The 13,566-nt window shown below is 38.6% G+C and carries 14 protein-coding genes and 1 pseudogene; 1 reads left to right on the forward strand and 14 read right to left on the reverse strand.

Going from position 1 to position 13,566, the window contains the following annotated elements; all coding sequences use genetic code 11:
• Nucleotides 1–158: 158 nt before the first annotated feature.
• Nucleotides 159–755, reverse strand: a complete 597-nt coding sequence (gene recR / locus RYL77_RS06145) for a recombination mediator RecR (protein WP_000966754.1) — start codon at nt 753–755, stop codon at nt 159–161.
• Between the two features lie 10 nt (nt 756–765).
• Nucleotides 766–2,823, reverse strand: coding sequence for a penicillin-binding protein PBP2B (pbp2b, locus tag RYL77_RS06150; protein WP_315010608.1), 2,058 nt, complete (start codon nt 2,821–2,823; stop codon nt 766–768).
• Nucleotides 2,824–3,014: 191 nt separating this feature from the next.
• Between pbp2b and RYL77_RS06155 the strand changes: the two genes are divergently transcribed.
• Nucleotides 3,015–3,866: a MurR/RpiR family transcriptional regulator gene (locus RYL77_RS06155; RefSeq protein ID WP_315010610.1), complete on the forward strand. Its 852-nt coding sequence runs from the start codon at nt 3,015–3,017 to the stop codon at nt 3,864–3,866.
• 61 nt (nt 3,867–3,927) lie between these two features.
• On the opposite strand, the gene RYL77_RS06160 is transcribed toward RYL77_RS06155, so the two are convergent.
• The 12 genes and pseudogenes from RYL77_RS06160 to RYL77_RS06215 all read right to left on the reverse strand — a co-directional run.
• The gene (locus RYL77_RS06160) at nt 3,928–4,278 is read right to left on the reverse strand and encodes a type II toxin-antitoxin system RelE/ParE family toxin (RefSeq protein ID WP_102211342.1); all 351 of its coding nucleotides are present in this window, start codon (nt 4,276–4,278) and stop codon (nt 3,928–3,930) included.
• Entirely contained in the window at nt 4,268–4,555 is a 288-nt protein-coding gene (locus RYL77_RS06165) for a hypothetical protein (RefSeq protein WP_315010614.1), read from the reverse strand. The genes RYL77_RS06160 and RYL77_RS06165 overlap by 11 nt, the downstream gene beginning before the upstream one ends.
• Before the next feature lie 96 nt (nt 4,556–4,651).
• Entirely contained in the window at nt 4,652–5,536 is an 885-nt protein-coding gene (locus RYL77_RS06170; protein WP_315010616.1) for an ROK family protein, read from the reverse strand.
• Between the two features lie 17 nt (nt 5,537–5,553).
• Nucleotides 5,554–6,471 (reverse strand): dihydrodipicolinate synthase family protein, encoded by a 918-nt coding sequence (locus RYL77_RS06175; RefSeq protein ID WP_001281525.1) that lies wholly within the window; start codon nt 6,469–6,471, stop codon nt 5,554–5,556.
• A gap of 173 nt (nt 6,472–6,644) precedes the next feature.
• Nucleotides 6,645–7,289, reverse strand: a complete 645-nt coding sequence (locus tag RYL77_RS06180) for a YesL family protein (protein WP_315010619.1) — start codon at nt 7,287–7,289, stop codon at nt 6,645–6,647.
• A gap of 135 nt (nt 7,290–7,424) precedes the next feature.
• Nucleotides 7,425–7,877 carry a YhcH/YjgK/YiaL family protein gene (locus RYL77_RS06185; protein WP_315010621.1) on the reverse strand — a complete coding sequence of 151 codons (453 nt, stop codon included), beginning with the start codon at nt 7,875–7,877 and terminating at the stop codon, nt 7,425–7,427.
• Nucleotides 7,878–8,002: 125 nt separating this feature from the next.
• Entirely contained in the window at nt 8,003–8,842 is an 840-nt protein-coding gene (locus RYL77_RS06190) for a carbohydrate ABC transporter permease (protein ID WP_001192010.1), read from the reverse strand.
• A gap of 15 nt (nt 8,843–8,857) precedes the next feature.
• Nucleotides 8,858–9,724: a carbohydrate ABC transporter permease gene (locus tag RYL77_RS06195; RefSeq protein WP_161681757.1), complete on the reverse strand. Its 867-nt coding sequence runs from the start codon at nt 9,722–9,724 to the stop codon at nt 8,858–8,860.
• 155 nt (nt 9,725–9,879) lie between these two features.
• Nucleotides 9,880–11,208 (reverse strand): ABC transporter substrate-binding protein, encoded by a 1,329-nt coding sequence (locus RYL77_RS06200; RefSeq protein WP_315010623.1) that lies wholly within the window; start codon nt 11,206–11,208, stop codon nt 9,880–9,882.
• A gap of 113 nt (nt 11,209–11,321) precedes the next feature.
• Nucleotides 11,322–12,020 (reverse strand): N-acetylmannosamine-6-phosphate 2-epimerase, encoded by a 699-nt coding sequence (locus RYL77_RS06205; protein ID WP_001135682.1) that lies wholly within the window; start codon nt 12,018–12,020, stop codon nt 11,322–11,324.
• Nucleotides 12,021–12,192: 172 nt separating this feature from the next.
• Nucleotides 12,193–12,540: pseudogene (locus RYL77_RS06210) on the reverse strand (Gfo/Idh/MocA family oxidoreductase); the annotation flags it as partial.
• Between the two features lie 100 nt (nt 12,541–12,640).
• On the reverse strand, nt 12,641–13,566 hold a 926-nt coding region (locus RYL77_RS06215), incomplete at its 5' end, for an SIALI-17 repeat-containing surface protein (protein WP_315010624.1).

Consider the following 13,566-nt stretch of genomic DNA (forward strand, 5'->3'; position numbering starts at 1 on the left):
CTAATAGAATACTCGTTCTTTAGTATATCATATTTGCTTCTTTTTTGAAACTTGAACCTGATACTGGTCTTCAAGAAATCTAAAAAGAGACCGATAAAACAACTGTCGGTCTCCGTGATTTTTGTATAAATGAACGAAGTTTGTTAATTTGTCTACTCTTATAACTCTGTTCGATTTTCAATGGCTCGTAAGAGTGTGACTTCGTCCGCATACTCAATATCTGCTCCCACAGCAAGTCCTCGTGCTAGACGAGTAACCTTGATTCCAGCTGGCTTGAGCAAACGAGAAAGATACATGGAAGTCGCTTCCCCATCTGCTGTGGCATTTGTTGCTACGATTACCTCTGAAACTTCACTATCCATCAGACGAGTCATGAGGCTCTTGAGATTGATATCGTCCGGACTGATACCATTCATGGGAGAAATGAGTCCATGCAAGACATGATAGAGTCCATGGTATTCTTGGATATTCTCCATGGCTGCCACATCGCGACTATCTTCGAGAACTAAAATCGTTGTCTGGTCCCGAGTCGGATCGGTACAGATAGAGCAAGGATCGTCATCAGTCAGGCGACCGCAGATGGAACAGTAGGTCAGCTCTCTCTTAGCAGAAAGGAGATTTTTAGCAAATTCATTGACATCGTCATCAGACATTCCAATAGTATAGAAGGCCAGACGGGTAGCCGTCTTAATCCCGATACCCGGTAACTTGGAATAACTATCAATTAGCTTAGCAATAGGTGTTGGATAAAGCATAAGTTCCTTTCTAATTCATTGGATGATGTTGGTTATAGAGGTTGATAATATCGCGCGCAATGGAAGGTCCGACACCATTTGTAAGGTTGGTGTTATGAGGGAAGACAACAGCTACAGCGATTTGAGGATTATCTGATGGTGCATAGGCCACAGCATTAGTATTGTTAGCTTTTTGACCACCCTCAACATAACTTTCGGCAGTACCTGTTTTTCCACTAATGGATACCGCTGCGCCATTTGAAAAGGCACGACCGGTTGTCAAAGCACTACCACCATGTGACACTTGATAAAATCCTTGTTGGAGGATGGAAACATCAGACTCAGAAATATTAATTTTATTCATTTCCTTGGTTTCAACAGATTGGATTAAGTTCCCTAAACCACCTTGTTCATTATTTCCATAAATCCCCTCGACAATGTGAGGTGCAATCCGAACACCGTTGTTGGCAATAGTTCCAACGTACTGGGCCAATTGCATTGGGGTGTAGTTATCAAACTGACCAAATGCATTGGTAATGTAATTAGCGAAATTATACTCTTTTGGTATAAAACCAGTTGACTCATTTGGAAGGTCAATGCCTGTTGAGGCTCCAAGACCATATTCAGCAAATGTCGAACGAAGTTTCCCCATAGCGGATTCTAAATTGTTAGTTAAAACAAACATATTGGGTTGATAGGTCTGGCCCATGATTCCAAGAGCGGTTTGAACCACGTAAGCATTAGATGAATACTCCAAGGCTTCCACAGCTGTAATAGGAAAAGATCCATATGCCAATTTATACCAAGAATAAATTGGAGCTGAACCTTGGAAAACAATAGGCTGATCTGTTAAGGTTTGGTTTCCTGATAAAACACCATTTTCCCAACCTGAGCTGATGGTAGCGGCCTTAACAACCGAACCGGGTACAAAGACATTGGTCACAGTTCCCAAGGAATCCTGTGTTAACTCTCCCGTGTTCAGGTCATGTTTGATCCCTGACATGGATAACACAGCACCTGTTTTTGGATTTAGAGCAACTGCATACACACCCTCAGAATACTTGGCTCCACCATTTCCTAGCTCGGAATTGAAATAACTTTTCAGCAAAGCATCCACACTATCTTGGAAGGCCAAATCAATAGTCAGTTTAATATTATTCCCTTTGGTACCATCTTCGATATTTTCGACACTTTCCATATCGCCATACTTGTCCAGATGGATTTCTTTCACCGAGCGTTTTCCTTGCAAGGTTTCTTCATATTGTTTTTCTAGATAAGAGGTTCCAACACGGTCATTTAGAGAATAACCCTTTTTGATATAAGCATCTGCTTCTTCAGCTGGAAGACCAGCTTTTTCACTGGATACACTTCCTACTATAGACGAAAGTGAAGTCTCTAGGACCTTTCGATCCCACGAAGTTGAAATACTGATCCCAGGTAAATTCTTAGAAGCTGAAGCAATCAATGCAATCTGTGTATCTGTCAAGGAATCTGTCGCAATGGTCCCTGTCGCAAAATTTCCAACTGCATTGAGTTGGCTAAAGAGGTAAATTTCTTTCTTTTCGTCATCCGAGTAGGTCAATTGACTTGGATCTATGCTTTCTACTGTGTTATTGTAAAGCTCAGACTCAGATAATTGATTTCCATCAGAATCTAGTCGTTTCTCACGTGGTAAACTTTCCACTGCTTTCTTATAGACGTCTTGATCTGCTAGGTAGTAGTCTGCCAACTGTCGGTCAGTCAATGTTGGAGAAGAAACTCCCACATAGGCTAGCAACTTCTTGGCTGTTTCTTTCAAGTCTGCAGCCGTCATCTTGTTGTTCCTTGTAAAAGATACAACTTGCTTGATGGTGTTTTCGACGAGAGGTTTCCCTGTTGCATCGTAGATTTGTCCACGGGCTGAACTAGTGGTCACCTTTGTTTTACTTGCCGATGCTAATTTTGTCTCATAAAAATCCTTGTTCAAAACCTGCATATAAAGCAGGCGACCAATGATGGCCATAAAGAGCAAAATAACAATTGAAAACAATAAATTAAGCCGAATCGGAATCGAATGGCTGTCAAATTTTCTCATACAAGTCAGTCTCATTTCTATTTAAAATCTCATTCTTCATTGTACCACAAATTGAGAAGAAAATTATGGAAAACGGGAACACTTTATTTGATTTTTAAAAGAGCTTTTCTTTTTTATTTAATTATCATTATTTTATATGGTATAATAATGTCAACCAATAGAAAATTTTTTCTTTCAATTTAATATAAATCATACAAAGGAATCCCATGAACAATCAAGACATTCCCTCTATTATTGATCTCCACTTTGATGAATTAACTGAATTAGAACAAGAAATTGCTCGCTATTTCTTACAGGTCGATACGATACAGGATGATTTATCATCACAAAATGTCGCTCAGAAACTTCATATTTCCCAGGCTGCCCTAACTCGTTTTGCTAAAAAGTGTGGTTTTACTGGCTATAGAGAATTTATTTTCCAATACCAACATCAAATTGATAACCAAAATCTTCAGCTATCGACCCATAATCCTCTTATCCAAGGTGTTCTCAGAAGCTATAGCAATATGCGAGAGCAAACTCAAGAATTAATTAATGAAAATCAAATAGAACGAATAGCTAATATGATAGAAGATGCTGAAAGAGTCTATTTTTTTGGCACTGGAAGCTCTGGCCTTGTCGCTCGTGAGATGAAATTACGCTTTATGCGTTTAGGAGTTGTCTGTGAAGCCATAACCGATCAAGATGGATTTGCTTGGACTACTAGTATCATGGATGACAATTGCTTGGTTCTAGGCTTTTCACTATCTGGATCTACTCAATCTATTCTGGACAGCTTGTTAGATGCTAAAGAAATGGGGGCAAAAACAGTCCTCTTTACCAGCGTACCAAACAAAGAAAACCAACTGTATACTGAAACTGTACTGGTTGCTAGTCACAATCAATCATCCTATATTCAGCGTATCTCCTCTCAACTTCCAATGCTTTTTTGGGTTGATTTGATTTATGCTTACTTTTTAGAAATCAATCGAGAAAATAAAGAGAGAATATTCAATAGCTACTGGGAAAATAAAAAACTCAACGGCTATCGAAGACAAAGAAGAATTAGAAAATCCTAGTTTGGCTCAGCCAAACTAGGATTTTTATTCGTCACTAAACATAACTCATCTAGATCCTGAGTTAGTCATATCTTGACTCGGTCTTAAATAATTTCATGTAATCACTTTTTGAAGGGAGTAAATAAGCAAGCCTAACGGTATCCTCAACAATTGTATATAATACGATGTAATCCTTACTCAAGGTCAATCCTCTCGTTTGGTAGTGAGGATCTAATCTCTTCCCAAATTTTTCATCGGCATCGAATCCAGCTTGGGGGAAAATTTCCAGCCGATTAATATCTTTTCTAATATTAGCTACTTTTCGTCTCGCAGCCTCTACAGAACCAATTTCCTCTGCTATATACTGATATATTTTATCCAGACTATCAATCACTCTAGGGGAATACAAAATCCTATATTTTTTATAATCCATAGCGTGTCACGACATCCTCATCTGTCAAGTAATTTCCAGACTCAATCTTGGCATAACTTTCTTGAACTTCTGCTTGTAATTGTCTAAACAAATACTCCTTCTCTAATTCCTCTTCACTAAGTAAATCTACTCCATTTGTTACGACAACATTCTTTAAAAATAATCTGAGTGCTGATGAAAGAGAGAGATTTTGTTCTTTTAACACTTCCATGGCATCGTTTACCAATTCTCTATTAGCTTGGAAGGTTACTATTTTACTTGAATTCGCTATAGCCATTTTATATAATTCCTTTATAGATTTTCTTTATTATCTCACAATTATAAAGAAAGTCAAGGGAATTTGATTAGAAAATCCTAGTTTGGCATTGCCAAACTAGGATTGTTTTGTCTTGAAATGATAATATGCACCGAGCATACCTGCTGTATTTTGGTGATGGGCAAATTCTAATCTCGTCTTATCAGCCAGACTCGGTACCAAAGCTTCTTTCAAAGCTTTTCGAATTTTAGGCTTGAGAATAGCTTCTTGTCCCATGATACCACCACCTAGAATAACTACTTCTGGATTGGCCACATAACAAATATTAGCTAGACCTTTTCCTAGATAGTCAACCATGCGGTCGATACCTTTCATACAAAGCTTGTTGCCCTCAGTAGCTTCCTTAAAAATCCGACGACCATTCCACTGTTCGACTGGGTCACCATGTGCTTCTGCTACATAACGAACCAAAGCTGTGGTTGAGGCTAAGTCTTGGAAAGCTCCATCCTGCATGTGTAGATAGCCAACCTCACAGGCGGAGTTACTAAAACCATGGAAGACTTGACCGTCAATAATTAAACAACCGCCAATACCTGTTCCAATGGTTAAGCAAAGGGTCACGCTTGCTCCCTTACCAGATCCCGAAACTGCTTCTGCAAGACCTGCACAGTTGACATCATTTTCAATTTCACAAGGAATGTCAAAGCTAGTCTCGATTTCCTTCTTGAACTGTGTACCTGCATAGTTTGGAATCTGTGGGCCTGCATAGAAAATCTCACCCTTGTCAGGATCCACCATACCTGCCGAAGAAATGGCAACACCTGCTACAGAATCTTTTTCAAGATAACTAGCTACAATCTGTTTGGTTTTCTCTAAAATATGGGGACCACCTTTATGTGCCTCTGTCGGTATCTCATGAGATTCAAGAAGTTGCCCCTCTTGATCAACCAAACCATACTTGATGTTAGTTCCACCGATATCAATTGCAATGTAGTTAGTCATAAATACCTCCTTATGGATTAGAGGAAGCGCTCCTTAGTTTCACGAATCAAGGCTGCAGCTGCTTCCACAACTGGACGATCTTCTTCAGTCACTGGTGTCAAAGGTGAACGAACAGATCCAATATTAAGTCCTTCATTAATCTTCAAGACTTCTTTAATGACACCATACATATTTCCATGTGCAGAAGTGAGTTTACCAATGATAGCGTTGATAGCGTATTGCAATTCACGCGCTGTTTCTAAATCTTTATCCGCAATCAATTGGTTGAGTTTCAAGAAGAGTTCTGGCATAGCACCGTAAGTTCCACCGATACCAGCTTTAGCACCCATGAGGCGTCCTCCTAGGAACTGTTCATCTGGACCGTTAAAGACGATATGGTCTTCTCCACCAAGGCTAACAAATGTTTGGATATCTTGAACTGGCATAGAAGAGTTCTTAACACCGATAACACGAGGATTCTTCAACATTTCAGTATAGAGACTTGGAGTCAAGGCAACACCTGCCAATTGAGGAATGTTGTAGATTACATAGTCTGTGTTTGGAGCTGCAGAGCTGATATCATTCCAGTATTTAGCGACTGAGTATTCTGGCAAGCGGAAGTAAATTGGTGGAATCGTTGCAATCGCGTCTACACCCAAGCTTTCTGCGTGGCGAGCAAGTTCCATACTATCTTTAGTATTATTGCAAGCAACATGGGCAATAATAGTTAATTTACCTTTGGCAACTGCCATGACTTCTTCCAAAATCAACTTACGGTCTTCAACGCTTTGGTAGATACATTCGCCAGAAGATCCATTAACATAAAGGCCTTGAACACCTTTATCAATGAAGTATTGAACCAAGGCACGTGTGCGCTCTGGACTTACTTCTCCTTGTTCATCGTAACATGCGTAGAAGGCTGGAATGACACCTTCGTATTTTTTTAAATCTGACATAGATTTTCTCCTGTTATTTTTATTTTCTGCTAGAGCAGATTCTTTCTTTACTTCTTTAGTATACACTTTAGAGAAAAGGCTTTCAATATCTCATAGACACTTAGATTTTAGTTTCTCGCTTATAGAATAGCTTTGGGAGCGTTTGAAAGTAGTTTCAGAAATAATTGCAACCCTTACTCATACTTAGCAAATAGCTTTTCCATCACTCCTACTTGTAAAAAAGCAAGAAGTCCAAAACCAAAGAGAATAAAAGCTGATCCTCCCAATAGAAGGGTAAAGGCTGATAGATATAGAATCATCAAAATCAAAAAGATAATTGCAATCATCAAGATAAACCAAAGAGCATTAAAGCTAGCCAAGATCAGTCCTTTTTGAAGAATTTCTTTCCAAGATAGGTCATAACGTGCCGCAATCGGGTAACTAGCCAACATCACAATAGTAAGAAAAATCAGAATCCCTAAACAAATGGCTTTCACCAATTGGAAGGGCAGAGCTGTTTGACCCCAGAAAAGATAGAGATCTGAAAGAGTTAGAAATACAATTCCTAATTCTAACAGCCCCAACTGAAAACCTAGTTTCAGATTTTGCCTAAAAAATCTTAGATAGGTTCTAAAAACTGGAACACGTCTACTTTGCTTGATTTCAAACATTGTCTGATAGAGACTAATTTTGGCTACCCCAATCGTTACGATTGGCAAACAAGTTACTACAAAGAGAAGATTGACTGTTACAATATCTAAAACCTTCTCACTAATTCGCATTAGAAAATTATCTGTATCAAATGCAGCCTTGATGAGACTTCTTCCTTTTTGTGACATCTTTTACTCCCCCTATCATTTCATTTCTATCACTATCTAAATCATTCCGATTTATCAGTTGATAAGATTCAACTCTTAAACTCAATTTTAAAAAGTGCTTAATAAGATAGTCATCAGCTATCTCTACCTATTATTCTAATCAATTAAAATTTTAAACAAATACTTGCGAACTTGATCTTCCATACCTGCATAGCCATTTGGTTGATGGGGTTCTCCTGGGAAGAAAATTGCAAAATTGTGATAACCTAGTAAAAGTGGATACTGTTCATGACAATGGACAAAACCAATATCACTTGCTTCATCAAAAGCAACCGCTTCGTCCTTAATACGTGAACCAAAGCTAGAATATTCATGACCTTCTACCAACAAATGCAAGTCTGCATAGTTCTTGTGATGTTCAAACTGATCATTTTCAGCTTTATTTAGGACATTTTCTTGAACAACTAGAAAGACCTTATCCCCATCAATATCATATTTTCCTAACTCGAACGAATCTTTACGATGTTCATAAAGATAATCAATTGCCTTGTCAAGATTTGGATGAATTCCTTTATAAAAGCTAATGTTTTTTAAATCGTCAAAAATCATTATTTTCTCCTTTAAAAATCATCATTAAGCGATTAAAACTAACACCTCCAACAGTGTCATTTACTGTCGGAGGCTTTTAGATAGTGCTAGCAATAGTAAATTGATACTGTAAAAGAAATCGTTTCTTATCCTTTAACAGCTCCCATAGTAATACCTTGTGTGAAGGATTTTTGGAAGACTAAGAAGACTGTTACGATTGGCACAGCAGCAAGGGCAGCCCCCGCCATGATTAAACCATAGTTGGTTGCCATTTCGGCCTGCATAGTCGCAACCCCGAGTGAGATAGTCAAATTTTGACGTGAAGTCAACATAACCAACTGCATGAAGTAGTCGTTCCAAGTATTGATGAAGGTAAAGATTGCAAGGGCTGCAAATCCTGGTTTCACAATTGGGAAGGCTACGCTCCAGAAAGTACGAATCTCACCACAACCGTCGATTTTAGCTGATTCAAGCAACTCTGTAGGGATGTTTTCACTGAATTGTTTCATAAGGAAGACCCCGAATGGCCATCCAATCAAAGGCAAGATAACTGCCCAAAGAGTATCATGGATTCCCATGAAGTTGACGATACGTACCAATGGTACAAGGACAACTTGTTTTGGAAGTGCCATGGCAGCGATAAAGATGGCAAAGAGGATACGCTGACCATAGAAACGTTTTTTAGCCAATACATAACCTGCTAGAGAAGAGGTCGCACAGACCAAAAACATAGTTACAAGTGAGATAAATACTGAGTTCCACATCCACTGCATGGCAGGGTTTTGCACCATAAGTTGTTGGAAGTTTTCCATGGTTGGCATTTTAGGGAACCATTGTGGTGGAATAACGATTGTATCAGGTTGTGATTTGAATGCCCCTGTCAAAATCCAGTAGAATGGAAAGATGAACAGCACGGTCAACAAGAGCAAGATAATAGTTGAAATAACAGTGAAAGCTGTTAAAGGTTTTTTTTCTGTAGATTGCATAGCTGTCTCCTTTCTTTAGTATTCTACGTCGTTTCCGAGTACTTTAAATTGAACAAAACTTACGATAGCAATCATAACCGCCAAGAAGACACCGATTGTGTTGGCATAGCCATACTCTGTCAATTGGAAGGCTTTTTCGTATAGGTAGTACATCAAGGTACTTGTAGAGTAGTTTGGACCACCTGATGTCAAAAGCTGAATCAAGGCGAAACATTGGAATGAGTTAATTGTTGTAATAATTGCGATATAGAGAGTTGTTGGAAGAAGGCTTGGCCATTTAATCTTCCAGAAAACTTGAAACTCAGTTGCACCATCGACGCGGGCTGCTTCAACCAATGAATTATCGATATTTCCCATAGCAGCGATGTAGAGGATGATCGGTTGACCAACTGAAGTTGTCAAGAGGATAATCATAATCGCCATCAATGCCCAGTGCTTATCACCAAGCCATGAAATGTTTTGAGAAATAATATGACTTGATTTAAGAACAAAGTTCAAGATACCTGATAGTGGATCATAGATCCATTTCCATACAACTGTTACGGCAACACTACCTGTAACAACTGGAAGGAAAAATACGAAACGATAGAAGGATCTAGCGATAGCATTTTGATGGTAGGTCTGTGACGCTACAAAGAGCGAGAAGAGAACAACCACAGGAACTGATCCAATAACCAAAATAACTGTATTAATCAGAGATTTTGTAAAGACAGGATCTTTAAACATACGGATATAGTTATCTAAGCCCACAAATTGGAAACTAGTCATAGAATAGTTAAAGAAACTTGTGATGAAGCCCATAATCATTGGTGCTAAAACGAAGACAACGAAGAAGAATAAAACTGGCGCTAGGAAAGCATAAGAAATAATAGTTTCTCTCATACGAATTTTATTAACTTTCACTGTCGGCACCTCTCTTTCCTTTTCTTTTTTATTGATAATCTCCTAAGAGAATGATGATTTACCTTTTAAATAAAAGCCCCCTTTTCTTACACAAGTGTGCAAAGGGAAAAGGGGCTACAAAATCTGTTTAGGGTTTATTGTTTAGTAGCTTTTTTGATAGTTTCATTTGCTTTTTCAGTAAATGCTTTCAATGCATCAGCTGGTTTTTGATCGCCATTTGAAACTGATTGCAACATTGGGAACCATAGAGTTCTCATTTCTGCAAAACCATCAATTGTATTGTAGTATGGTGAGTAGTACTTAGTCCAAGCACCGATTGTTTCCATACGTTTGTCTTCATAGAGTTTACCAAATGATGTACGAACTGGGAATGCTCCTGTACGAACAACATCTTTTGGACCCCATTCTTTATCATCAGCGATGAATTGAACAAATTTCTTAGAAGCAGCAATTTTCTTGTCATCTTTGTTGTTAAATACTGCAAATCCGTTTACAAGGTATTCAAGAGCTGGTTTACCAGAATCAGATGGGAATGGTACTTCTACCACTTCTACTTTACTTGCTTCCAATAGTTTAGCTTGGATACCATTTTGAGCTGGTGCCCAAAGAGTAGTGTATGATGTTTGGCCGTTAGCAAAGTTTTGGATGTCTGCTCCACCATCAAATTGTGAACCATTGTTCAACAAACCATCTTTAATCCAGCTAGCTGCTTTTTCAAGACCTTTAACGAATTTAGGATCATCAGTTGTATACTTAGTAACATCTTTATCAGTTACAGAAGCTCCATAAAGGTTTGAAATGAAGGCACGTGTTCCTTGGTCTCCCCCTTGACCTGAACTGAACAATGAACCTGGTGTATAGCCTTTAGCTTTGAGTGCTTTCAATACTTTTTCAAAGTCGTCTGTTGTCCAACCTTCTTTTACAAGGTTCGCAACTCCAGCTTCTTCCAACATTTTCTTGTTCATAGCCATGTAGAATGGTGCTGAACTGATTGGATACATGTAAGCTTTATCGCCAGCTTTACTTGCTTTTACAATATTTTCATTGTTGACATCTTTAACAAAGTCATCTGTGAAGAGGTCGTTCAAGTCAGCCAATTTCCCATTTTTACCATATTGGATGATACGTCCTGGTGCGTCAAAGAGGACGTCCGGAGCTGTACCGGCTTCGATAGCTGTAGTGATTTTTTCTGGGCCTGACTTAAAGTCGATAGTTTCCAATTTCACTTTTACATCTGGGTTTGCTTTCTCAAAGGCTGCGATGATAGATTTTTCATAAGTTCCAACACCGTCACCAGTTTTTTCTTGAGTGAAGACTGGGAATGCCCACCAAGTGATTTCTGTTTTTCCGCTATCGCTACCAGATTTTCCAGCATCTTTACTTCCACCAGAATTACCACATGCAGCAAGGCCAAGAATCGCAGCACCCGCAAGCACTGTACAAGCTAGTTTTCTAAATTTCATTTGTATTCTCCTATTTATAAGCGTATCCATATTGGATAATGAGCAAGTTTGCATCTGTATACGTTTTCATTTTATCCGACGCTTCCACCACTCTCCTCTGTTTTGAGATTGTGTTATTTAAGACCAGCAACAAAGCGTTCTGTAATCTCTTTTGGTCTAGTAATAGCGCCACCAACAACAATGCCTCTTACTCCGTATCCCAGGATTTGTTTAGCTTGTTCTGGTGTATGAATTTTCCCTTCAGCGATAACATCTACACCCGCATCACAGAGCTTTTTGATTAATTCAAAATCGGGACCGTCCACTTTTGGACTATAAGATGTGTAACCTGATAAGGTTGTTCCTACAAAGTCAATTCCTGCTTCTACAGCTGCTAACCCTTCTTCGAAGGTACTTGTATCAGCCATCAAAAGCTGGTTAGGATATTTTTCCTTGACCTGACGGATAAACTCCTGAATTTCTAAACCGTCATAGCGTTCTCGCTTCGTACAGTCCAGAGCAATTACCTCAATGTCTAGCTCTGCTAGTTCATCAACTTCTTTCATAGTAGCAGTGATGAAGGGTTCTTGAGGTGGATAATCTCGTTTGATAATCCCTATAATCGGAAGTTTTGTAACCTCTTTGATTTCCTTGATATCACGAACACTATTGGCTCGGATACCGACTGCTCCACCTTGCTCAGCCGCTTTGACCAGCAAGGGGATAACTCCTCCCGCTTCTGTATAAAGCGGTTCGTGAGGAAGGGCCTGACAAGAAACAATGATTCCATCTTTGATTTGATTAATCAAAGCTTCTTTAGTAATCTGTGGCATCCTTTTTCCTCCTTTTCCTTTTTTCTTATGAGACAATTATATACTATTTTTAAAGCGCTTTCAAGGGTTTGTTCTATGATAGATTGCAGTTTTAAAAAGAAAGCAAGTCAAACACCCCCTTTAAAAGTACTTTCAAAGAGGTGCTTGACTTATTATAAGAGAATACCGATATTTATTTTGCTATCTCAGATAGCTTCACTTTGCGATCTTCAAACATAGACTGGGTACAAGCATCTGCAGTAGCAATTGCTTCTAGAGCAGCTTCACCTGTCAATAGTTTGGCAAATTCTTCTGATACTGGAGCTCCTTGCATAATCTCATGCAGATAGCGCATTTCTTTATCAATGACAGATGACAACCATAATGGAGTAGGTTTACCTGGTTTACCATAAGCAATTGCACCATCCATTTCTGTACTATGATAGATACGAGTACGATCATCATCTTCTTCTTGCGATTCATGAATCAAGAAATAGCTTTCTTGCCCATCTAGCTTAAGAGTTCCTTTACAGTTGAATAAGAATCCTAAAAAACCAGCCTAAAATCCTAGATAATTTTTAGGATTCTAGACTGGTTTATTTTATATGAACTTAAAAGTTCAACGAACAACTGTAGACAAATTAACTGTCTTTTCGCCTATAAGAAATCATTGCTCCAAGGAACACTCCTACAAAACCAAATAAGATTGTTAGTGATGAGGCAGACTCACCTGTATTTGGTAACATAGTTTGTTCATTGTTACTTATCTTATTCTCTGATTGGTTTGATTCTGAGTATTGATTTGTAGATAACAATTTAGGTGATGGTGAAATCTCCTCCTCTTTTTTAGCTTTTGTAGGATTATCAAGTGCTAGATTATTGACAGATAGTCGGAAAGTCATAGCATAAATACTAAAGTGGTTGGTCTCAAAAATGACCTTTCCATCTTTTTGCGTGAATTCAAGAGGATGGAGATTTCCTTCCGGATCCACATAGTAAACATTTTCGACAGACTGATCTGTAGCAAAAGTAACAAGGACTTTTCCTTCAGGTTGAACATATCTACCATTTACATCCTTCAATTTGATATCAAATGCTTTATAGTTTAATGAAGCAAAACCGCTAACTTTTACTTCCTCTATTTGTACAGTTTTAACATTTTTCAAAACTTCATCTGAAGCTTGAACTTGAACACTTCCTGCTTCATTTTTGAAAATACGTTGTGAACGAGCAATACCTGAGATAACTTGATTAGAGTTTCCTTCATTTTTACTTTCTCCATTCTCTACTTGCTTATCAGTGGATTTCACTACTGAATCTCCTGCTGCAGCTAACGATCCTGTATAATCTTCTATATCATGAACTGCACTAACTACTGCATTTACTCCTCCCCGATAATCCTCTTTCTCCTCAAGAAGAGCAAGTACTGAATTAACTCCGCCTGTAAACTCAGGGTGTTCTACTATTGGTGCTGATTCTTCACCTACTGTAGATACAAGACCTTTATATTCCGGAAGTTCTGTAACAAGAGACTCGCCTTTTACTCCGCCTGTGAAGTCAGTGTTCT

Source organism: uncultured Streptococcus sp. (genome assembly GCF_963516515.1).
GTDB lineage: Bacteria > Bacillota > Bacilli > Lactobacillales > Streptococcaceae > Streptococcus.

Coding starts and splice junctions, on each gene's coding strand:
- RYL77_RS06190 (WP_001192010.1), bottom strand. CDS start 8,842: ATGCAATCTACAGAAAAAAAACCTTTAACAGCTTTCACTGTTATTTCA.
- RYL77_RS06200 (WP_315010623.1), bottom strand. CDS start 11,208: ATGAAATTTAGAAAACTAGCTTGTACAGTGCTTGCGGGTGCTGCGATT.
- recR (WP_000966754.1), bottom strand. CDS start 755: ATGCTTTATCCAACACCTATTGCTAAGCTAATTGATAGTTATTCCAAG.
- pbp2b (WP_315010608.1), bottom strand. CDS start 2,823: ATGAGACTGACTTGTATGAGAAAATTTGACAGCCATTCGATTCCGATT.
- RYL77_RS06160 (WP_102211342.1), bottom strand. CDS start 4,278: ATGGATTATAAAAAATATAGGATTTTGTATTCCCCTAGAGTGATTGAT.
- RYL77_RS06185 (WP_315010621.1), bottom strand. CDS start 7,877: ATGATTTTTGACGATTTAAAAAACATTAGCTTTTATAAAGGAATTCAT.
- RYL77_RS06155 (WP_315010610.1), top strand. CDS start 3,015: ATGAACAATCAAGACATTCCCTCTATTATTGATCTCCACTTTGATGAA.
- RYL77_RS06205 (WP_001135682.1), bottom strand. CDS start 12,020: ATGCCACAGATTACTAAAGAAGCTTTGATTAATCAAATCAAAGATGGA.
- RYL77_RS06165 (WP_315010614.1), bottom strand. CDS start 4,555: ATGGCTATAGCGAATTCAAGTAAAATAGTAACCTTCCAAGCTAATAGA.
- RYL77_RS06175 (WP_001281525.1), bottom strand. CDS start 6,471: ATGTCAGATTTAAAAAAATACGAAGGTGTCATTCCAGCCTTCTACGCA.
- RYL77_RS06195 (WP_161681757.1), bottom strand. CDS start 9,724: ATGAGAGAAACTATTATTTCTTATGCTTTCCTAGCGCCAGTTTTATTC.
- RYL77_RS06180 (WP_315010619.1), bottom strand. CDS start 7,289: ATGTCACAAAAAGGAAGAAGTCTCATCAAGGCTGCATTTGATACAGAT.
- RYL77_RS06170 (WP_315010616.1), bottom strand. CDS start 5,536: ATGACTAACTACATTGCAATTGATATCGGTGGAACTAACATCAAGTAT.